Here is a 20,843-nt window from a genome sequence, read left to right on the forward strand (position 1 = left end):
CCCTAAGGTGGCACCGCACGATAGCAGGCCCACGCGGAACCGCCCACCATGCCCAACACCGAGACCGTCCGCCGACAGCGCGCCATTGGCGGTGCGATGGGTGTGGCCGTGCTCGGCTTCGCGTTGTTCTACCATTTCTTTCCGCAGCTTTTGCACGTAGAGCCGGGCCAGCCATCGGCGCGAACACCGGTGCGCAGCCAGCCCGGCACCATGGGTTTCGACCAGCGGCCGCAAGCCGCGCCGGCGGCCGTGGCATCGGAAGTGGATGCGGGCCCGCCGCTCGTACTGGCGCCCGCCGCCGTCATCGCCGCGCGCCGGCGCGAGAAAACGAACGACGTACAGCTGCCACCGCAGGCCACGCCGGATTCGCCTGAACTCACCGCGCTGCTGGATCGTGCTGACAAGGCGCTGGCCGCTGACCGCCTGGTGGGCGGCAAGGATAGTGCCGCCGCACTTTATGCGAGCGCGCTAAAGGAGAAGACCGATAGCGCGCGTGCGTTATCGGGCATGGATGAGATCCGTGCCCGCCTTGCCGCGGAGATCGAGCAGGACATCGCCCTGGGTGATGCCGATGCCGCGCGAGATGCGCTGAGCGCCCTGAAGTCCCTGCCCAACAGTGCGAAGGATAGCCAGCCGCTGGTTCAGCAGCTGGCTGTGCTGGACAAGGTGCGCCCGCTGCTGACGACGGCCGCGACCCAGCTCCAGGCGGGCCATGCGAACCAGCCCCGTGGCGATAGTGCGCTGGATACGTATCGCCAGGTGCTCCAGCTCGATCCGCAGAACGCGGTGGCGATCCAGGGCATCAGCCAGGTCCAGCATGTCGTACTCGACCAGGCGCTCGCGGCGGTCGCGCAAAGCGATTTCGCCGCCGCGGATAACGCGCTCGCCGAAGCGGCGGCCATCGAACCGGGGTCCCAGGCCTTGCAGGACACGCGCGGCCGCATCGAGGGCATGCGTCGGCAGAATGGTGCGGCGATGCTGGCCCAGGCGCGCTCCGCGCTGGATGGCGGTAATGTCGAGCTGGCTCAGCAACTGGCGGCCAAGGCGCAGCAGATCAGCCCCGACCTTGCGGGCATCGACGATTTCAACGAACGGGTGACCAACGCCAAACTCTACGCGAGCTACAAGCCGGGCCAGGTGTTTGCCGACCGCTTCGTCGATTCCACCGGTCAAGCCCCGCCCATGGTCGTGGTGCCGACAGGCAAGTTCACGATGGGCTCGCCCGATGGCGAGGCCGGCCACGATGCGAACGAGGCGCCGGCGCACGAAGTCGACATGGATAAAGGCGTTGCCCTTTCGCGCAGTGCTATCACGATCGGGCAGTTCCGCGATTTCGTGCGGGCGACCGGTTACGTGCCGCAATCGCAGTCACTTGGTGGCAGCAGTGTCTACGACGAGCAAAGCGGGGGCCTTCGCGACGACGCCTCGGCCACCTGGCAGGATGATTACGCGGGCAAGCCGGGCCAGGATCGGCTCCCCGTGATCAATATTTCCTGGAACGATGCCAAGGCCTATGCCGACTGGCTCTCGCAACGCACCGGCAAGAAGTACAGGCTGCCCAGCGAAGCCGAGTTTGAGTACGCCCTGCGCGCCGGCAGCACGACCCGCTACTGGTGGGGCGATGGCACACCGTCATCGCACGTGGAGAACCTGACCGGCGGCAATGATCGTTCGGGTTCCGGGCGCCGCTGGAGCAACGCTTTCAGTACCTACAAGGACGGCTACTGGGGGCCGGCGCCGGTCATGAGTTTCACGCCAAACCCGTTCGGCCTGTACGACATGGGCGGCAACGTATCGGAGTGGGTGGCGGACTGCTGGCACGACAATTACATACGCGCGCCGCGCACCGGCGAGGCCTGGGTGAACCCTGGCTGCAGCCGCCGGGTGATACGCGGCGGCTCGTGGGGCAGCGCACCGGATATGGTGCGCTCGGCCTACCGGCAGGGCGCGGCCGCCGATGTTCGCAGTGCGCGCGTGGGCTTCCGTGTGGCACGTGAGCTCTGATCCGAACCCACTTATGCCGAATTGACAGGCATCGCCTATTGACGGCGGTGGGTCGCCGTGCCGATGCTTGCCACGTTCATCAAACCCGGAAGAGGCGAAGCACCGTGGCGACTTCGATCATCGTGGGCTACCGTCCGTTTCCCGGCCGCACCGACCTTGTGATCTCCATCCTGCTGGAGATCTACGAAGCCATGCAGCGCGCCGGCCTGATTACCGCTCGCCGGCCGTGGATCATGCGAAGTGAGGACGGCAACGTGGTTGCCGCCTTCGAGATGACCAACGAGTATTCCTACGCCGCCTCCGAAAAGATCCGCGAGGTCGCCGCGCTCCGGGCCCGCCTTATGGGTGTTGCCGAGCGCGTGCCACTGGGCAATATCCGCGAGGCCTCGAACCCGTATGCCGAGTTCGAGACGACGACGGGATACCCGGCGACCGCTGCAGCCCGGTGACCGTTAAACGACCAGCAGCTCGCGCTCCATGGCGTGCTGCACAAACTGGTTCAGGCTGATGCCCCGCGCCGCGGCGGCCTCGGTGGAGCGGAGGTGCAGCTCAGCGGTAACGCGCGCCTGGAACTTGCCGGAAAACGTACGCACTGCGGGAATGCCGGCTTCCCGGCAGGCCTCCATGAAGACCCGCAGCGAGATAACGCCCTCGCGACGAAGGCCTTCCACATCCGGGGCGTAAAAATCGGCCCCGCCATTAAGGCCGACGAACTCGCCACGGAACATGTCGATCTCGGGGTCGTACTGTACGACGGCACGGTGGCCGTCGATGACCATTATGTTGTTCATGCGATCACTCCATTGCGATAGAGCCATTTACGAATGTCCGCCACAGCGCCCTTGTCGGTGTCCGGACTGGGGTGCGGCCTGTGGAAGACCCTTACTTCGCCAAAAAGGAGCACGGTGATGCGGGACCCTTCCGCCTCCCTGAGGGAGGCCCCCAGATGGCGGAGAAGAGCCACGATATCGGCCCATTTGACGTTGCCCGACGTGGGGCGGGTTGCGATGAGATCGAGGGTGCGTTGGTGGCGGGATGTCATGGAATGGTACCAGAAAGTAGTACCAAGCAAAGCTACCGATGCGACATGCCCGGCGGGAGCGGCGCGAACCGACTACGGTTGTAGCTGAATGTGCCCACCGTGGCTCGGTTGGGCGTATGCTTGACCTTTCGTTCCAGAATGGCCGCCATGGCACGTCCACGCGAGTTCGACCGGGATACCGCGCTTCAGCGGGCGATTGAGACATTTGCCCAGCACGGATACGAGGGCACATCGACGCCCATGTTGCTGGATGCCATGAAGATCGGAAGGCAGAGCCTTTACGACACGTTCGGCGATAAGCGCGCGCTGTACATCGAAGCCTTGCGGACGTATTCGGAAGAGAGCATCGGCGGTACGCTGGCCGCCATGTTCGCCCACGCGAATGTGCTCGATGGAATCGAAGGCGCATTACTTGCCTTCGCAGAAACCGCCACCACGCCGGGCGGGACGGCATGCCTCGGTATTCATGCCGTCGCGGAATTCGGTACCACGGCACCCGATGTCTGTGAGGTCACCGCCGCTGTCGGTGAGCGCACGCTGCTGGCGTTCGAAAGCCGGTTGCGCGATGGCATCGGCCGCGGCGAGATCGCCGCCTCCCTTGACCCGCCAGCGGGTGCGCACTTTCTCCTGGCGACCCTTTCCGGCCTGAAGATCGCCGCCCGCGGCGGCGCGCCCAACAGTGTGCTCAGGCAGATTATCGCGGTGGCGCTACGCTCGTTCTCACCGGTCAATATAGTTGACTGATCGATCAATAAAGGCGTAGCCTCACCTATGGTGCGAGGAAGGCAGGGCTAGCCCTGCCTTCTTTTACGGCCATTATTTGATCGATCAATCCATAATTAGGTGATGTATGAGCCAGCGAGCGTTGGAAGGAAAGGTGGCGTTTGTGACCGGTGGGTCGCGTGGTATCGGAGCGGCCGTGGTGCGGCGCCTGGTGGGCGAGGGCGCTGATGTGACCTTCAGTTACGCAAGCTCGGCGCAGGCCGCGAATGCGCTCGTCGCCGAACTCGCTGGGGCTGGCGGCCGGGTCACCGCTGTCCAGGTCGATAGCGCGGATGCCGTGGCACTTGGCGCAGCGATTGGCGAAACCGCAGGTCATGCCGGCCGCCTCGACGTCCTCGTGAACAATGCCGGTGTGCTTGAGCGCGGTAGCGTCGAGACGCTGGGCATGGATGCATTCGATCGCGTATTTGCGGTCAATGTGCGCGCGGTCTACGCCGGTGTGCAGGCCGCACAGCGGCATATGGGCGAGGGCGCCAGCATCATCACCGTGGGCAGTATCGTCGCGGATCGCTCGGGTTTTCCTGGTGCGTCGGTTTACAGCGCGTCCAAGGGGGCAGTCCAGGCGATGACGCGCGGTTTTGCGCGGGACCTGGGCCCGCGTGGCATCACCGTCAACAACGTGCAGCCGGGCCCGACCGAGACGGACATGAATGCACCGGAGTACCACGACATGCTGTCGTCGCTGATCGCGCTTGGCCGTATCGGCAAGCCCGGCGAAGTGGCTGCGTTCGTCGCGTGGCTGGCGGGCCCGGATGCTCGGTTCATCACCGGTGCCAGCCTGACGATCGATGGCGGTTACCTGGCGTGAGGCAGGGGCCTAAAGGTGCCCGTACACGCTTTCCAGCTGCGTGACCGCGGCGTTGACCCGTTCAATGCCCGTAGACTGAACCTGGGCGCTCTCCCCGATCGCACTCGTCACCTCGGTGACGTGATCGACAGCGCCCAGGATCTCCTGCATGACCAGGCCGGCACTGCCCACCAGCTCGGCGCCTTCATCCACGCGATCGCGGGCGTTACCGATGAGCGCATGGATCTGCTTCGACGCGTTGCCGCTGCGTTGCGCGAGCTGGCGCACCTCGTCGGCCACGACGGCGAAGCCCTTGCCACTCTCGCCGGCGTGCGCGGCCTCGATGGCCGCGTTGAGCGAAAGCAGGTTGGTCTGGAACGCGATGGTGTCGATCATCTCCAGGATATCTTCGACGGAGCGCGTGCTGTCCTGGATGGCGCCCATGGTGCGCACCACATCCGCCACCACGCCGCCGCCGCGTTGGGCCGCGGCGCGCGCGCCACCGGCCAGGGCTTCGGCACGGCCGGCCTTTTCCGCGTTATCGAGCACGGCGTGGGACAGCGACACCACCTCGCGCTGCAGTGTCTGTGCCGCCATGGTCTGTGCCGTGATATCGGTGGCGTACTTCACCACCCGTACCGGCTTGCCATGGGCATCGAGGATGGGGTTGTAGGTCGCCTGGATCCATACGATGCGGCCGCCACGGCCGAAACGTCGGTACAGCGCGCTGGTGTGGCGGCCTTCGCGCAACCCGTTCCAGAAGGCGATGTAGGCGTCAGAGTCCGCCTCGGTGGGGTCGACGAACATGCGGTGATGGCGGCCCACGATCTCGTCGATCGTGTAGCCCATGGCGGCGAGGAAATTGGCGTTCGCGTCCAGGATGGTGCCGTCCAGGGCGAACTCGATCGTGGCCTGCGCGCGGTCGATGGCCCGCAGGCGGCCGTCCATATCGGCCTCGGCGCGGCGCCGTTCGGTGACATCGGTGGCGTACTTCACCACGCCGGTCACCCGGCCGAACGCATCCTTGATGGGGTTGTACGAGGACTGCAGCCATACGTCGCCGCCATGCTTGTGCAGGCGGCGGTAGAGGCCCGAGTCGGGCTTGCCCTGGCGCAGGCCCTCCCAGAATTCGGCGTATGCCGTGGACCCGGCCTCGGCGGGATCCACGAACTGGCGGTGGTGTTTGCCGATGATCTCGGCCAGGCGGTAGCCCATGGTCTGCAGGAACAGGCCGTTGGCATGGCGCACGGTGCCGTCCGGCCCGAACTCGATAATGGCCTGGACTTTATCCAGGGCGGCCAGCTTTCCGCGCATGGCTTGCTGTTGCCGTATCCAGCGACCAATCATCGGTCCGACCCCGCCAAGAGTGTGATGTACGTCACATATCGGCGGCCATTTTGCACACTTTAGGCAAAAACGGCGGAAATGGTAAATTCACTATCGCTTCGGTCAAAAACATAAAAAAAGGCCTCCCAGCGGGAGGCCCTTTGGTATTGGTGCGAAAGTGGGACTCACAAGCCGTTGGTGGTCAACGGATGTATGGCATTTACATGCCAGTTACTCCCAAAATTACTCACAACACCTGCTCGCTACCTCGCATTACAATCCGCTCGGGGTGAGGCTAAACCGAGGGGCAGGGTCATGAAGCAGATCATTCTAGCCGGGCTGTGCCTGGCCGTGGTCGGGTGTGCGACCGGAGAGAAGGTGCGGCGGCTCGATACGGGCATGGATCGGCAGGCCGTGGAGCGCCAGCTGGGGCGCCCGGACGGTTTCAGCGAGCAGGAAGGCTATCAAGTGCTCACCTACAAGAACCGGCTGATGTCGGGCTGGTCTTGGGATCGAGCCGACTATCAGGTTTTGCTCAAGGATGGCTTAGTGGTCCAGTACGGGCCAGGGGAAGTTCGTCATAACCAGCCGAACTCTGGGTTGGTCATTGTGGCACCCGCTCGATGATTACCAACATCATGCGGACATCCCTCGTGGTCGTCCTTGCGACTGCCGTCCTTCCTTCGATCGCCACCGAGTCAAAGAGCGTCCCGGTCGATGAGTTCTACACGTCGTTGAGGCGGGCCATGGACATGGCGGAGGGGCATCCACCAAAGCCTGACACGATCGCAGATCTAGATATGGCCAGTGCTGTCGGCTACGTCGCCGGAATGTGGGACGGGATGAAGCTTGCTGCCGAGATGAAGCGCCAGGGAAGCTCATCTTGTATGAGTTCCCCAACGCAGGTTGCAGGCATGATCCGGATTGTGTTGCGGTATATCGATACTCACCCACAGGCGCATTCTGGCGACCGGTTTTCGGCAGTAGGATCTGCTTACTTCGACGCGTATCCATGCCTCAAGTGACCCTTCCCCCCGTTCTCACGGAAGCAGAGCTAGCCGATTACCTCGGTGTGACCAAGCTAACTGTCTACCGCTGGCGGAAGGCGGGGAAGATTGGTTTCTACATGGTCGGCAAGTCGCCTAGGTTCTCAGAGAGCCACATCGCTGAGTATCTGGCGTCTCAGACTATCCCGGCGGTGGCCCTTGAGCCGAGGCCGACCACGAAGCCTACGCGTAAACGCAACGACGACCATCCCGGAGCCCTGGCCCAAGCGCATGCCATTCTCTCGTGTGCTCGCAAACGGGATGGCCGTTGAGTATTTCCCCTGTTGTTTATTGATATCCGTTGTTCTCAGTCGAGCTGATTGGTTTGATATTCAATCAACGTCACTGACCCGCCGGAGTGCCCCTACGTCCGCCTATGGACCACTAATCACTAGGGATGCCTGATCTACGCATGGGGCAGGTAGGGCCGTGACTGTAAATCCCTGTTCTTTGCAATAGGGGGCATATCTTGCGACCTGAGCCTTCCTTGCAATACCTGCTACGGGGAATACCGCCTCACCCGCTACCACGCTACCGGGTAACCCCTAGTTGCCTTGTGGTGTACCCCCTACAGTGCGGATTTGGGCCATTCGCCTAAGGTGGCGGCACCGAACTCAGACCGTAGGCCAGCCACCCATCACTACTCATCACTGTTTTAGTGATCGAGGCGGTTGCAAACCCAACCGAAACCATCTGGGTTATTTCTGGGTTTCGGGTGCTTGGATGGTTCTTATCAGGTGCCAGATCCCGCTAAATCTACTTCCTTCTATTTTTGATAGCGTGCACGGGCAAACGGTTAACATCGTGGAATATTGGGGGTCAAGGATCGAAGATGGCTAAGGTGTCGCGTGCGTGGTGGACGTTGTTGCTTGGGTTGACAGTCGGGGGGATTAGCTCTTGGCTGATTTTCCGTGCTCCAGTTTGGGCTTGTGGTCCTTTCCGTGTCGAGAAATCGGCAGAGTGGGCCGGGGTATTGGTGAGCACGCTCGCGGCGGCGTTTACGCTTCTCGCGGTTGTGACCGGCTTACGGAGTGCGGAACGTGCCATACAATCCGAGCGACTCATGCGAAAGGAGGAGCGCGATCACGCGTCTGCCCGCGAGCAGCGACACGCCGGCCTTCTGTTATCGATGCTCTGTAGTGACCTCTTTGGCCTATCGGTGCATGCGTTGGTTTGGGCCGCGTTGCTTGAGGATGAAGAGCACAGTCTAGAAGGCGTGTATCACCAAATATCTCAGTATCATCTCCCTTCGTTCGATATGGCTCTGCCAAGCTTGACCACTCTGCCTCGTGATCTCGATACGAATCTCGGATACACGTTCCTTGAGTTCCGACGGATTAAGGCTCTTGTTGAGGGAAACCGGATGCTTTCCGGCACTTGGGACGGTGGGGCAGTGGCTGCCGGACGGACCAACCTTCTCTCGGTTGTAAAGCCGTTCTGTGAGACGGCCATGCAGAGCTACGTACTGGCGAGCATTGCTGCGGACGAGAAACCCCTTGTGAGGGAGATCGCGAAGGCGGCAGCAGACATTATCAACATTCAGGACAGCCTGAAGGACAATGACTGATCCGTTATCTGGGTACGGTAGTGAATATCGAAGGGAAGGATTGGCTTACCGAAGCCGAGGCGGCGCATTACTGCGGAGTCAGCATCCGCCAGTTCCAGGCGCACTATGAGGTTGTCGGCTTGTTGCCCAGACGGTTCATGGGCAAGAAGCTCTACGAGCGTGCCGCATTGTACGAAGCGATTGCGAAGGCTCCGCCTTGGGATCGTGAGACAGCTCCGATCCAGCCGCTAGCCGACTCACCCCTCGGTCCATACCGCAATTTGACTGCCACGAGGCTCAGACCCTACAAGCCGAGGAAGAAGGGCTCTGCTGACGGCCTTTTATAGCGTCAGAAAACTCCCCTCGGGGCACATACTTCCACGACTGTGGCCCTAGATACGCCTATTTTAGGCTAGCCATGACTGCCAGGAGCACGCAATGTGCCCGGCCAAATTCGTGCTGCCTACGCCCCATCCAGTTCCTGTGGCTGCCTATCTGCGGATGTCCACGGATATGCAGCAGTATTCCATCACGAACCAGACCAGGGCGATAACGGGTTACGCCAACTCCCACGGAATGAGCATTGTCCGGACCTACCGGGATGATGGACGTAGCGGGCTGACGATCGAGCACCGTCCGGGATTGATATCGCTGATACAGGATATCTCCCATGGACCTCCTGGGTTCACCGCCGTACTCGTACTGGACGTGAGCCGCTGGGGTCGTTTCCAGAATTCCGACGAGGCCGCCTATTACGAGTTCCTGTGCTGGAAGGCAGGAATTCGGGTCTGCTACGTCGGGGAGCTGTTTGAGAACGACGGGACGCCCTTCGCCATGGTGGTCAAGGGTATCAAGCGGGCCATGGCTGCCGAGTACAGCAGGGAGCTGTCTGCGAAGACCTCGGCCGGTCAGCGGAACCTCGCCACTCTCGGATATCACCAGGGGGCGCTGTCGGGCTACGGTCTTCGACGGATGCTCATTGACACTAGCGGGAAGCCAAAGGGTCTCCTAGCAATAGGTGAGCGCAAGAGCTTCGCCACCGATCGCGTGATTCTGGTTCCTGGGCCCATTGCAGAAGTTCGCACCGTGCGATGGATCTTTGACCAGTGCATCGCGGGCGTGTCGTGTACGGACATCGCAAGGGCCTTGAATGCCAAGGGGACGTTGAATCACTTAGGGCACCCCTGGACTTATCAAACAGTCCGTACGGTGATCGAGAGCGAGAAATACGTCGGCACGGCCGTCTATGGGAGGGACAGCAAGCTGCTGGGCGGGAAGCAGGTGGCCAATCCCGAATCCATGTGGGTGCGTAAGAAAGACGCCTACAGGCCGATAGTCACGCAGGAGGTCTTTGACGCGGCTCAGCGTTCCCGTAAGGATCAGGTAGCACGAATGCCCACAGATGAAATGCTGAAACGGGCTAGGGCGATCTGTAGACGCCTGGGGACAATCAGTTCGACGCTGATTGCCCGTGAGCCCGGTTGCCCATCTGTACCTGCCTATACGCGACGGTTCGGTAGCCTCAATGCGCTTTACAAGATCCTGGGCTTCGAGCCTCGTACCCATAAACACTATGGCGAGGTGAGGGCCTACGTCACTATTTGGCAGAGGACGCTGACGGCCTTCACCGCTGACTGGCTGGAGGAGGCGGGGTCACACGTAGAACGACGTGCAAGGTCGCTTACTATAGATCATGCGTGGACGGTCTCGTTTAGTGTGCTGAACGCGCACGGGGTCACCACGAACTATCCCGCCTGGTTCCGGCATCGGGAGCCCGAGGATACGGATATCGTGGTCTTTGCCCGAGCCAGCTACACCGAGCCTTGTCCACGGGACTATCTCGTGTTGCCCAGAGTCCTATTTCCTGAGTGGCCTAACGCCTTCTACAACCACAACGGCCCCACCATTGAGGGCTGCACGTATCCTTCGTTAGCCATCCTGGGCGATCTAGCCAGGCTTTCTCGAATGGAGAGTCAGCTATGTGGGTAACGCACACAGAGCGGGCGTGGCGGCGGGCGGAGGAGGCTGGCGATTTGGCGAAAGCCGCCCGACTGGCAGAGTCCCGTATTGCTGGCGCCTCAAATGCACTCGGCGCGATTCAAGCGGATGCCGAAGGACGGCGGCGGCTTACGGAAGCAGGATTCTATCGACTCTCACTCGGAAGGTCGTCTCGGGTCGGCAGGAGTGGCCGGGCCGAAGGGTTGGCCGTACTGGAGGCCGTCATCTTGGCGAGGTCACTGGCGAGAGTTCTATCTAGCCCGCAACTGGTGCGCTGGCTATCGAAGCACCACCCCGCCGAACTTGCTGCGCTCAACGCAATGGCCGAGTAACCAGCTTTCAGTCTTCTTCGCTTGGTGCGCGCATGGGTACGAACTCGATGCGAGTACCGCAGGCAGGGGACTTATGGCGGATTATCCATCAAGCAGCTATATAGGCTGAATCGAAATCAGATAACGTAATTGCCTTTGATACTTGCGCCAGGATCGCCAACTCTTGCGTAGCCTTCTTCGGTTCAGCGCGGTCATCGACAATGAACAGGACAGACTCTGTATCCATCAGCTCTTTCTGCATCTGCAAAATTTTTCGCAACCGTGAGGAGACAGAGAGTGGGATGGGAGCAATGGCATCCACATACTTTGTCCCCCACTTAAAATCGAAGCGCAGCTCTTGTCCGTTCGGTAACCGAACGATCGGGGACTTCTCAATGGGCCACAATGGAGCCTTTAGCCTCATGAGGCGTTCGACCTCACGATTGAGACTGAGATCAGAGTCAGCTGCGGCGTAATGCTCCTTCTCCCACGCGACTAGGGCGCAGATCATACGGATGACGGAGCCGCCCAATATATGCAGGCGCGATGCATCACCGTCAATCTCAAACGAACCGTCGTCGCATAGAGAAAATCCATGAGTTGCGGCAAGCTCCGCTAAGCCGCGCCAATTTCGACGGTCCTCAAGAGAGTATCCGAGGCTACGTAATGCGAATAACCACAATCCATCGTCCGTGACGACGAATCTATCCCCATAATTGATGAGATAAAAATCGATGGGTGATCCGTTAGGCAGCGACATGGGACTACTTACGTAGAGTACGTCCTGACCTTGGCCGTCGATGCGATTGCATCGCCAGCCCATATCTCCAAAGATGCTTTTGCAGTCGATCGATAGCATGCTTAGGCAAACAAATCGTCAATGAAGGGTTGAGCCAAAGACCGTCCGGGAATGTCTCGGATTGTCGCATGCCGACGGAATCTTTCGATCCAACCAGCCAAGAGCGAAGGGTCTAGATTACAAAGAACCTGCCTCACTGCATGAGACTGCCCGGGTTTGCGTTCGTCTCCAATGTGGATGTGGGGTCCGTAGATCTCTTTCTCCAAATCCACATGAGAGCGTTTGAAATGTGGATAAACCTCTAGCATCAGAACGCGGTGGACTTGCGTCCCCTGTCGGTGCATTACTGCGTATTTTTGGTAAAGGCCAAAACCCCGCCGCTCCGCTTCGCCTTCGAAAGTCAGGCCAGGAATACTAGTCCGGCTTGCATCAAGCAATGCGCTGCTGCCGCGATGGCACCTTACGCGATTGTCCCTAGGATGCCATTCGATTTCTTCGGCAAGGAACTTGGCCTGTTTACACCATATTCGGCATTGCTCAATCCAGTCTTCCATGTGCTGCTCCCCTTGCCTGACCGGCCTTCCCACTGCGCTCCAACCGTGACAATGCCACGACTAGGTTCTCGCCGAAAGGGTAGGCCGTCCCTGGCCTCAGCAAGTGCACGTTATGGGCTCTGCGTCGCCGCTGGGAGCCCGTAGAGGTAGTAGTCCAGCAGGCCCGTCCGGGTGGCCGGGGATTGGGCCTTGAGCCACCGCTGAATGGCCTCGGAGGTCGCCTTGGCGTCTGCGGCCGTCATGCCGGTTTTGGCTATGGCCCGTGAGTTCACCGCCCCGATGGCGTCCGTGACACCGGCACCGAGGCTGGCCCCCAGCAGGCCACCGTCGATGCCCCCTACGGCATGGCCTAGAAGGCCGCCAAAGCTACCTCCTACAGTGCGTCCGATAAGACCCCCACGGTTACCTAGGGTCTTACCGAAGACTGCCCCTGAGAGTAGTCCCTGGGCCTGCATATCGGCTGCCGTGCCTGGACCGGCGGCGGCGATCTTTTGGTCGGAGATTCCTCGGCGAAGGAGGCTGTCCCTAACATTCTCCAACTAGCTTCGCGTGGCGTCACCGAGGCCATAGCGGGCGTTGTCATCGGACCGGAGGGCCTGCTTTACACGAGCGACGGCAAGCTGTGGATCGCCAGCAGTGTTAAGGCTACCCGGAGCGTTAGGGTCAAGTAGCCCACGTACGGCTTGCATGTCGTTAATAGGCTGCGAAAGCTTGGCGTACGTCGCCAGGTTATTACGATAGCCCGGTACGGCCCGGTCGAGAGTAGAGACAATCTTGGCGGTGACCGGTCCATACAGTGCAGCCTCTTGGGAACCAACGACGCCATTGGTGGCGTTTGCCGAGAGCATATTCCCAATGTTCTGGCGCATATCGTCAAGGGCCCGGGCAGGGACCATTCCAGCCCCGTCCCGATTCCTGGCGATAAGGTCGAGGTGCTGGCGCGCCGCACCGGACACCGTAGGGTTGCCTGACTTAGTGAGTTCTTCCAGTTGGCCCACGATTCGGCTGGGGTCAACCATGTTCTTGTTGATCGCCGTAATCGCCTGGTCCAGCACCTTCTGTGCCTTCTTGGTCTTCACGGTGATCTGGTTCAACTGGTCGGCAGCTTCGCCCTCGTCCAGGGTCCCACGTGCCACCTTTCCGGCAATCGTCTTTGCGTCCTGCAAGGCGTCGAAGTCGGGGCGGAACATTTCGCCCTTGATGCTATCCAGCACATCCGCCGCGTTCTTGTACCGCTGCTGCGGTGTGGTCGGGGCGAGCTGGTCACGGTAATACGCTTGCGTTGCATCCCTACGTGCCTGTACGGCGGTTGCCAGGTCATCGTCAGTCCCGGCGAGACGGTTAAGCAATCCGACTCGGGCCGAGTTGTTGGCGTTGTCCTGAGCTACGAAAGCAGCCGAGGAAGCAGGGTTGTTGCGCAGCATGCGTTCGGCCTGTACGGCGTCGGGCGTCTGCAAGACCTGAGCGGCAGAAGGCACTTCACCCGGAACCAACTGAGGTGCATTTGCCAGTTTGGCCACGGTCGCAGGGTCACTCCCGTAAAGGCGGGCGATGTTGGCATCCGCCACGGCTTGCGGGTTGGTGACGTGCTGAATGAGGTTGCCTACACCACGGCCGACAGCGCCAGCACCTTGGCCGACACCGTAGAGAACCGGGCCCGTGGCAGCTCCTACGGCGATCTGCTTGGCCTTCTCCGCCCCGTAGTTATCGCCACCGTCCGCGATGGGCTGCGTCGCAGCCATGAGGCCGCCTTCGGCAGACAGCAAGCCAAGCTTTCCGGCGGTGCTGGATACCTTGGGCAACAGACCGAGGGCCCGGGCTTCACCGATACCGGTAGCCCAAGGAAGAACCTCACCGAGCGTTGCGCCCGTGTAGCTCCCTACCGAGTTCGGCACCGACTGCTGGTAAGCCTGCTCGCGATCCTGAACCCACTTGTCGTACGCGGCCGTTTGCTGGTCGAGCCAGTTACCCTTTTGCTTGCCAGTGACCAAGCCCGAAAGGGTGTTATCAGCCGGTGCTACGAAGTCACCAATGGCCTTGGCACCGTGCATGCCCAACTGGGCAACGCCCACCGGCACGCTTGCTACGTGGTGGGCAAAGGCATCGCCGAGGTTATTGCCGAAGTCGTTTACGTCCTTGTAGCCCTGGGCAATGGCATCACCCGCACGCTGCATGAGCGATCGCTCGGGCTGTGCTGGCGCTTGGGTCGAAGCCGGGGACTGCTTGGCTAGATTTGCCTGGGCGTACGCAATGGCGTCCTGCTCTGTTGCGCCCTCTGGTGCATTGATCTCGTACGTGTGCCCATCCGGACCGGTTACGTGGAAGATGGGCATTAATCGACCCTCCGAGCAGACCAGCCGCCGTTCGTGGCGGCAGGCTGAGCCGCGGGCTGGCTCATCGAGGGGCTTACGTTACCGAACTGCACCTTGCGGGCGGTAAGGTCATTGAGCTTGTCCACGTTCGCCTGCTTCTGGTTATGAATGTCCTGCTTGAGGGCCTTGTAGACGGCACGGAGCTGGTCGGGGGTCTGAGCCGCATTGATGGCTTCAAGGGCATGCTCACGCGAGCTGTCCGTCGTTCCCGCAGCACCCGTCGCCGACGAGGCAATCTTCGCGTACTCCTGGGCCACAAGGTTCCGGGCCGTAAGGAACGCGGCTGTATCCGGATCGCCACCAATGTTGCTCTTGGCGTTCAGCAGCATCTTGTTGAAGGCGGGGATGCCAGTGCGGCCAACCTTGTCACCGAGCGAAAGCATGGTGTCGAAGTTCTTATCGAACGTTTCCTCCTGCCGCTCAAGGGCATCGGCCTGCTTCTGCGTGTAGGCAAGCGAACCCTGAATCGCCTTATTCCGACCGGAGACCGTGGCAAGCTCCTGAGGACCCACGCCAGCCTCTTTCGATACCTGGGCGATCCGGTTGTTCACCTGATTGCGAATCGCATCACCCGACTTACCCCGCGAGTACTGCGGGCGGGTCCCGGTAAGGATCTGGTCCCACGCCATGTTATCGATGGCGTCCGGAGTCAGGTCATTGTCACCACCCGAACTCGTGAGGCCAAAGGCAGCTTTGAGCTGGTCGTCAGTCGCACCCAACCCGCGTAGGGCAGCAATCTTTCGGTCGGTCTCCGAAGCCTGCAGGGGGGGCGAAGCGATTGGCCGTAGCGATGGTCTTGTAGCTGCCGTCCTGCTGCTGTTCCTGGGTAAGGATGCTGTTGCCCTGTTCGATCTTTCGCAGGTCAGGCGTGTTGAGGTCACGCTGAGCCTTCTTTGCCTGCAAATCGGCCATCTGGCTGGCGATGGTATTTCGATGCAGGTCCAGAGCCGCCTCGGGATCGATTCCCATGAGGGCGTTCGCATACCCGTCCTGATTGAACCCAGTCGTACCGTCCGGGTTCTGCGTGACGAAGTGAAGTGCAAGGTCTTGGATCTGGCGACGACGCTGCATCTGGTCCTGCTGGTCAGCCATCTGCGATTGCATGAAGTCCTGACGCTGCTGCTGGAACTTGTCGTCCTGCAACTGGCGAGCGCCTTGCTGTACGGATTGCAGGCCGCCCAGCAGACCACCGGATATTGCCTGGAACGGGGTGACGCCCGGCTGGCTGTTGTTGGCGAGAATGGAAAGGCCCGCGTTGAGCAGGCCACCGTTGACGAGCTAGCGTCGCTCGTCGTCACTTGCGCCCGGAGTCGGGCCAATGAGGTTATCGAGGAAAGACATTCTGCCGCCTTAGTGCACTTGAGCGTCTGGGGACTGGCGAACGCTCGGGTTGTGATTCGGTTCGAAGATGGTCACTACCGAAGAAATCGGGAGCCACACGATGTTTCGAATCCCGTTGTGGTCGGGGAGTAGCTCGGCCCGTAGGAAGTTCGGAACAGAGGCATCCAGCCACGTGCACCGAAGGGTAGGGCACACAATCGTGGTTTCGTTCTGTTTGGCTGCCAGCAGGTAAGGCATGGCGTCAGGGCTCGCATGAGCCTTCGCGGCCGGACTGTCCGGGTCCATGATGATCAAGTAATCCATAGTGATCCTTTAGAGGTAGTAGCCAGCGAGAGCGAGACCGCCGCCGATAACAGCGCCAGCACCAGCACCAATGGGGCCACCCGCTGCCCCGATAGTTGCACCAGTTGCAGCACCAGCGAGAGCGCCGCCACCTGCGGCTGCGACGGCACCGCCAGCGGTACGCGGCTTGTAGGCAGGGTTGAGGCCACTCGTCGCCGAACTGGTGAAGTTGCCCGCAGACGAGTTCAGGGCATTGCCAAGGTTGGCGAGGCGCTGCTGGTCATAGCCGTACATCCGCTGGTACCAGTCGTTGTACTGCTGGTCGATGTTGCCCTGGGCGAAGTCCTGCTGGACCTGGCCGAGACCGGCGAGCTGGCCGTTGTACTGGGCCTGCAAGGACTGAGCCCCAGTGAGGGCCTGGGAGGCACCAAGGATGTTGCTGGCGTTCTGCTGATTGGCAGCCAGTTGGTTCTGGAACCCCTGCTGCCATAGCTGCTGCTGATTTTGCAGGTCTTGGTAGCGAAGATTGGTCGTATTCGCGGCAAGGCGGTCAGCAAGCGTCTACTGGCTATCCTGCTGGGCCTACGCCATGGCCGAGCCACCGAATGCGCCGCCCTGTGAGAACTGGGCCGCGAGCTGGGGAACGGCAGACTTGTTGTAGGCGTTGATCGTGTCCTGATTGGACTGGGCGATGACCTGATTGAGATTGCCGCTGCCTGCGTAGGGATTGCTACCGGCGTTGACGTTGTACGCGCCCCCAAGAACGCTGTTCAGGGCGTTCTGCTGGGCCCCACTGCCTTGTGCACCTAGCCAGGCGTTACCTAGGGCCTGCTGCTGCCCGCTGGACAGGTTGGCGTTGAGCTAGCCGTCATAGGAGACGTAGGGCTTGTTATTGACCTGATTGGTCTGGTTAAAGAACTAGCTGTACTCGTTGGACAGCCAAGCCGGGAGTTCGGTCTTGGTCGTCGTCGTGGTGCTTTTCGGTTGTCCACCGCCGCCCATATTGCAACCTCATAGATTGGTGTTTGGTCCGCCCTACCGTAAAAGTGAGCCGTGCATTACCCGGCACGGCGTCGGGCGAGGTAGGGCCTTGGGCGGCAAGGGTCCCTATGACTTATGCCATTTCCGGGGTGTGTTTCCGTCCGCTATACCTGCCGCACAAACCCAATCTGTATCCAACCCTGGTCAGGAAATAGAATTCTCCCATCCGGCATCACCGCATAAGCGACAAAGCGCGTTTGATAAACCCAAGCCTCTCCATGGTTCGGTTGCGGCGGGGCGACTGCCCATCCAACTTGAAACCATTCACCCGTGTAAATATTCCGCACAAAGATGAAGCCCTGACTATTGATCAAGAACTGAATGGGACTATTCGGAAGCCCACTGCCATCGGCAAAAAACGCTTGCGCTACGATCCGAACCTGCTGGGTGTACACCTGCGGGCTCACGCTCATATCGGGTCCGTTGCTCGGAACCGGCAGCGCTGACTGCGATGCAAGTGCAAGGGTGCCAGTTCCATCATCCGACGAGCGTGACTCGTAGGCCGACGCAACTTGAGATGCATTGCTTCGTGCTTGTCCCTCTACAGCATTACCGCCATCACGAATGTATTCCCACGCGAATCGCTCAATGCCCCAATCCCCGTACTGTTTCACGTGGGTAAGTTCATGCGCCCACCATTCTGGCTCCTCGGAAACGTCTGGCGGTTCACGATTGAAGACGATCGTATCCCCGACTGTTACCGCATAATCAGCCCCCATGAATCGGTTGCTTCGCCCGATCAAGTTAGGGAGCGTTATCTCAATTTGCCCAACCGCGTATCTGGCACGACCGAGGGTTGATTCATCGATCAGTCCGCGAAAAGCCAGTTTGACACTATCGGGAATCGGCTTGGAGCGTGAGTAGTGTTGGTCACGCGCAGCTTGGAGTGCAGCTGCTAACGGTGCGGCTGCGATCTGAAGTGGGTTCTGACCCCTCAGTGCATTTGCAGCCCCACCGGCGGTTGCAGATGCAAGGTCAGTATTTAGCTCGGTACTAAACGTAGCAACGTCAAAGATGAAGGCGCCAGAGTCACCTACCCACTTCTGCGCGTATCGTTGAGCACGATTGTAAAGATATTGCTGGGGCTGGCGCGCCAGAGATGCGCCACCTTCAACCAAATCGCCGGTTGACGATGCCACTTGCTGGAGTGGTGCGAGAATGTCACTAGAGCTCTTTTGCCCCACAGCAGCCTGGGCAGCGTTGACCACCACCTGGGTGGGCGCAACCGTCCCCTGATAAACGACGGTGCCTGCGTCGCCCAGTGTCCTCTTGGCGTCACTCCAGAAATCGGCAGATGCCCCGCCAGATACCGTCAGCAATGCAAAAAGCAACGTATTTGCCGCAAATGCTCGATGCGTCATGACTCGCTCTCCCCGTGCAGTATGTGCACTCCACTCTTCCCCCCCAGGGTGAGCTGATGCCTTGGTGCCGCTGAGCGCAATATGTCGCACGTAGGATTTGCCAACTTCGCGGTACTCAATAGATCATACGAAGAACTACCTAGTTCGCAGCGCGGCGAACCGCACGACGTGTCTACCACGGCAAGAACGGAGCATAATTCCTGCGTGAAAATGGTTGATGAAGATGCAATTCTTCGATTCGCCCAGCTAAATGCCGAGGCGATCGCGATGAATGACGCGGCCTTGGCGGACGATCTGGACGAGGCAAGGTTTCGTGCGCATCTGATTAGGACGGCCGCTGAGGAAATGGGCCTGTCCGAGGTGGTGGAGGCTGCCCAGGACGTAGTAGTCCTTCTTAGGGCGCCGGGTACAGTGCCGTTACCTGATTACGGCCACGCAATGCTCAGGCTGGCAAGAATCCTCACACCTAGGGATTGAGCCGGAGCACGATACGAGCGTAAGATGCTTCCATGGCCTCACGGCCATCAGGCTTGGCAATTATCAAAGCACTTTTCGCCGAGTTCATTTGCACCGCGTTTGGCATGGATACCGCCTTGGCCCGCATCGCAGTCGCTACAGCATTGGATTTAATCCTAATGGCTTTTGATGGCTCTGAAGGAGGGCATAACATGGCAATTCATGGTGTTTTCATGGGTATGAATACTGTAGGGGTTCTGCGGGGACCAAGGCGGGGTATTCATGTCAGCGGTGAAGTGATTAGGCGTTAAGTGTGCCAAGAGGCCCTATGGGGTTCGACTCCCCTCCCCGCACCAATTCTGAAGAGGCTGCCCACGAGGCGGCCTTTTCTTTAACCCAACACCGCAAGGAAGCGGCTGGCTGCCTCAGACAGCCATCGCCTCATCATGGCCTCGGCTTTCCCCGTAAGCTCACGGTAGGTGCTGGCGCGTAGTCCTAGCTGCCGGGCCCGGTCATCCTTGGAGATCGCAGCCCGCCCACACAGGATTCGCTGCATGGCGTCCGTAAGCGCCTCCCATGCGAACGCATTGCGAAGGCATGCCAGGCCGTATAGCTCCACGGTCGGCCAGTACCTATGTACATCGCCCGTGGCGTACAGGAGAAGGGTAGCCTCTAGGGGGCCGTCCAGTTTCGCTATAGCCAATGCTCCTAGCGCGTCCCAGGACGGGTTATAGATCGGGTTGGCGGTGAACTTGTGGTATCGCCATGACCGGAGGCGACGGGTGACGATTTTCCCCTCGTCGTCCCGAAGGGTGGGCACAAGTACCTTTCGCTTACCCCTTCGTTCCTCACGCTCAGCCACGAAAAGCTCGCGAGGATTCCCGAGGTCTCCCGAGGATGAATCGAGGGGGCGCTCGTAGTTCACCCGCGATATCCAGGGTGTACCGCAAGCGAAAGCGGTAGCCAGGATACGTGCCGCCCTCTCGACCATTTCTTGCTGGGTTTCGGCCCGCCCGCCGTCCGCCATGGGTCAAGCTTCCATGCGATGTCGCTGGGCTACCAATTGCTCATGGCGTCGCCATGCCCATCGGCGATAGGGAACTGCTAGCAAAGTGCAAGCACCAAGCTGCACCCGCTGGATGTCCGGCTTTCGGTTGTTCCAGCCTGGCGACCGTTGGGTAACGGTGAGAGCGTTACTAACAGCGTTACTTTCTGTCCGCATCTTGTCCGCTTTCGATGCGGACAGCCTCGATGCGTCGGCACGCGTCACTGACGCGTCGTTTGGGGTCGTTGGGTGGTATACGGGGAGATAGTGGATGCTCATAAACCGTAGAGCCCTTGGTAAATATTAAAGGAGCCCGATAGTCGGGGCACAAACACCGGTAAAAAGGTCAGAACTGACCCGATGGTCGGGGCGATTACGAGGCAAGTCACGCCACTTTCTTCTCGATTGACCCGATGGTCGGGGTACATTGACCCGATAGTCGGGGTGGGACTTCTGTTTTTAGCGGCTCGCCATGAGTCCGCCATTTCGCTGATGCGACCGTGGTAAACGGTACGTCCAGCGTTACTTTCGTCTCATGGATTGGAAACCATGTGTACCCGTACAGGCTAGGAGCGTGCATCCCGCCCTGACGTGTAAGCTCGATCATCCCAGCACCTAACAATTCCCTGATCGCCCGTTGCAAGGTGTCTTTGGATTTCCAACCCTGAGTCTTCATCCACGACCAGGGAAGGGCGAGGTTCCCGTTGTTGAACCCGTTGTATCGCGCGCCCATGTCGAGAATGAGAGCT

The 20,843-nt window shown here is 60.3% G+C and carries 21 protein-coding genes; 10 read left to right on the forward strand and 11 right to left on the reverse strand.

Annotated features, from left to right (window positions below; translation table 11 throughout):
• Positions 1-48 precede the first annotated feature (48 nt).
• Together L2Y97_RS09500 and L2Y97_RS09505 are read left to right on the forward strand one after the other, a co-directional pair.
• Entirely contained in the window at positions 49-2,004 is a 1,956-nt protein-coding gene (locus L2Y97_RS09500; RefSeq protein WP_247435934.1) for a formylglycine-generating enzyme family protein, read from the forward strand.
• 104 nt (positions 2,005-2,108) lie between these two features.
• Positions 2,109-2,453 carry a hypothetical protein gene (locus L2Y97_RS09505; protein ID WP_247435936.1) on the forward strand — a complete coding sequence of 115 codons (345 nt, stop codon included), beginning with the start codon at positions 2,109-2,111 and terminating at the stop codon, positions 2,451-2,453.
• 3 nt (positions 2,454-2,456) lie between these two features.
• Here L2Y97_RS09505 and L2Y97_RS09510 read toward each other — a convergent pair whose 3' ends face one another.
• Both L2Y97_RS09510 and L2Y97_RS09515 read right to left on the reverse strand, forming a co-directional pair.
• Positions 2,457-2,795, reverse strand: coding sequence for a type II toxin-antitoxin system HicB family antitoxin (locus L2Y97_RS09510; protein WP_247435938.1), 339 nt, complete (start codon positions 2,793-2,795; stop codon positions 2,457-2,459).
• Positions 2,792-3,046 (reverse strand): type II toxin-antitoxin system HicA family toxin, encoded by a 255-nt coding sequence (locus L2Y97_RS09515; protein WP_247435941.1) that lies wholly within the window; start codon positions 3,044-3,046, stop codon positions 2,792-2,794. Before L2Y97_RS09515 ends, L2Y97_RS09510 begins: the two co-directional genes overlap by 4 nt.
• 147 nt (positions 3,047-3,193) lie before the next feature.
• Here L2Y97_RS09515 and L2Y97_RS09520 point away from each other — a divergent pair, with 147 nt between their 5' ends.
• Together L2Y97_RS09520 and L2Y97_RS09525 are read left to right on the forward strand one after the other, a co-directional pair.
• Positions 3,194-3,790: a TetR/AcrR family transcriptional regulator gene (locus L2Y97_RS09520; protein WP_247435944.1), complete on the forward strand. Its 597-nt coding sequence runs from the start codon at positions 3,194-3,196 to the stop codon at positions 3,788-3,790.
• 133 nt (positions 3,791-3,923) lie between these two features.
• A complete protein-coding gene (locus L2Y97_RS09525; protein ID WP_247435947.1) occupies positions 3,924-4,637 on the forward strand; it encodes an SDR family oxidoreductase in 714 nt (237 codons plus the stop codon).
• A gap of 9 nt (positions 4,638-4,646) precedes the next feature.
• On the opposite strand, the gene L2Y97_RS09530 is transcribed toward L2Y97_RS09525, so the two are convergent.
• Positions 4,647-5,930: a methyl-accepting chemotaxis protein gene (locus tag L2Y97_RS09530; protein ID WP_247435949.1), complete on the reverse strand. Its 1,284-nt coding sequence runs from the start codon at positions 5,928-5,930 to the stop codon at positions 4,647-4,649.
• A gap of 327 nt (positions 5,931-6,257) precedes the next feature.
• Here L2Y97_RS09530 and L2Y97_RS09535 point away from each other — a divergent pair, with 327 nt between their 5' ends.
• From L2Y97_RS09535 to L2Y97_RS09550, 5 genes are all read left to right on the forward strand, one after another.
• The gene (locus tag L2Y97_RS09535) at positions 6,258-6,569 is read left to right on the forward strand and encodes a hypothetical protein (protein ID WP_247435952.1); all 312 of its coding nucleotides are present in this window, start codon (positions 6,258-6,260) and stop codon (positions 6,567-6,569) included.
• The gene (locus L2Y97_RS09540) at positions 6,566-6,967 is read left to right on the forward strand and encodes a Rap1a/Tai family immunity protein (protein ID WP_247435955.1); all 402 of its coding nucleotides are present in this window, start codon (positions 6,566-6,568) and stop codon (positions 6,965-6,967) included. Before L2Y97_RS09535 ends, L2Y97_RS09540 begins: the two co-directional genes overlap by 4 nt.
• Positions 6,955-7,260 carry a helix-turn-helix domain-containing protein gene (locus L2Y97_RS22520; protein WP_425492836.1) on the forward strand — a complete coding sequence of 102 codons (306 nt, stop codon included), beginning with the start codon at positions 6,955-6,957 and terminating at the stop codon, positions 7,258-7,260. The genes L2Y97_RS09540 and L2Y97_RS22520 overlap by 13 nt, the downstream gene beginning before the upstream one ends.
• 560 nt (positions 7,261-7,820) lie before the next feature.
• On the forward strand, positions 7,821-8,555 hold the full coding sequence (locus L2Y97_RS09545) for a hypothetical protein (protein WP_247435958.1): 735 nt from the start codon (positions 7,821-7,823) through the stop codon (positions 8,553-8,555).
• Positions 8,556-9,047: 492 nt separating this feature from the next.
• Entirely contained in the window at positions 9,048-10,523 is a 1,476-nt protein-coding gene (locus L2Y97_RS09550; RefSeq protein ID WP_247435961.1) for a recombinase family protein, read from the forward strand.
• Between the two features lie 429 nt (positions 10,524-10,952).
• Here the strand turns inward: L2Y97_RS09550 and L2Y97_RS09555 are convergent, their stop codons facing one another.
• The 7 genes from L2Y97_RS09555 to L2Y97_RS09585 form a co-directional block, all read right to left on the reverse strand.
• A complete protein-coding gene (locus tag L2Y97_RS09555; protein ID WP_247435963.1) occupies positions 10,953-11,603 on the reverse strand; it encodes a DUF1828 domain-containing protein in 651 nt (216 codons plus the stop codon).
• Between the two features lie 101 nt (positions 11,604-11,704).
• Positions 11,705-12,196, reverse strand: coding sequence for a hypothetical protein (locus L2Y97_RS09560; protein WP_247435966.1), 492 nt, complete (start codon positions 12,194-12,196; stop codon positions 11,705-11,707).
• Positions 12,197-12,735: 539 nt separating this feature from the next.
• Entirely contained in the window at positions 12,736-14,529 is a 1,794-nt protein-coding gene (locus L2Y97_RS09565) for a hypothetical protein (RefSeq protein WP_247435969.1), read from the reverse strand.
• Entirely contained in the window at positions 14,529-15,287 is a 759-nt protein-coding gene (locus tag L2Y97_RS09570; protein WP_247435972.1) for a lysozyme family protein, read from the reverse strand. Before L2Y97_RS09570 ends, L2Y97_RS09565 begins: the two co-directional genes overlap by 1 nt.
• Entirely contained in the window at positions 15,274-15,711 is a 438-nt protein-coding gene (locus L2Y97_RS09575) for a hypothetical protein (RefSeq protein WP_247435974.1), read from the reverse strand. Before L2Y97_RS09575 ends, L2Y97_RS09570 begins: the two co-directional genes overlap by 14 nt.
• A gap of 510 nt (positions 15,712-16,221) precedes the next feature.
• Positions 16,222-16,587: a hypothetical protein gene (locus L2Y97_RS09580; protein ID WP_247435976.1), complete on the reverse strand. Its 366-nt coding sequence runs from the start codon at positions 16,585-16,587 to the stop codon at positions 16,222-16,224.
• 749 nt (positions 16,588-17,336) lie between these two features.
• Complete coding sequence (locus L2Y97_RS09585; RefSeq protein WP_247435979.1) at positions 17,337-18,593, reverse strand: eCIS core domain-containing protein; 1,257 nt, start codon at positions 18,591-18,593, stop codon at positions 17,337-17,339.
• A 204-nt stretch (positions 18,594-18,797) separates the two neighbouring features.
• On the opposite strand from L2Y97_RS09585, the gene L2Y97_RS09590 reads away from it, so the two are divergent.
• Positions 18,798-19,070 (forward strand): hypothetical protein, encoded by a 273-nt coding sequence (locus tag L2Y97_RS09590; RefSeq protein WP_247435982.1) that lies wholly within the window; start codon positions 18,798-18,800, stop codon positions 19,068-19,070.
• 370 nt (positions 19,071-19,440) lie between these two features.
• Here the strand turns inward: L2Y97_RS09590 and L2Y97_RS09595 are convergent, their stop codons facing one another.
• Positions 19,441-19,974, reverse strand: a complete 534-nt coding sequence (locus tag L2Y97_RS09595; RefSeq protein ID WP_247435984.1) for a hypothetical protein — start codon at positions 19,972-19,974, stop codon at positions 19,441-19,443.
• Between the last annotated feature and the right edge of the window lie 869 nt (positions 19,975-20,843).

The sequence above is a fragment of the Luteibacter aegosomatissinici genome (assembly GCF_023078495.1).
In the GTDB taxonomy this organism is placed as follows: Bacteria; Pseudomonadota; Gammaproteobacteria; order Xanthomonadales; family Rhodanobacteraceae; genus Luteibacter; species Luteibacter aegosomatissinici.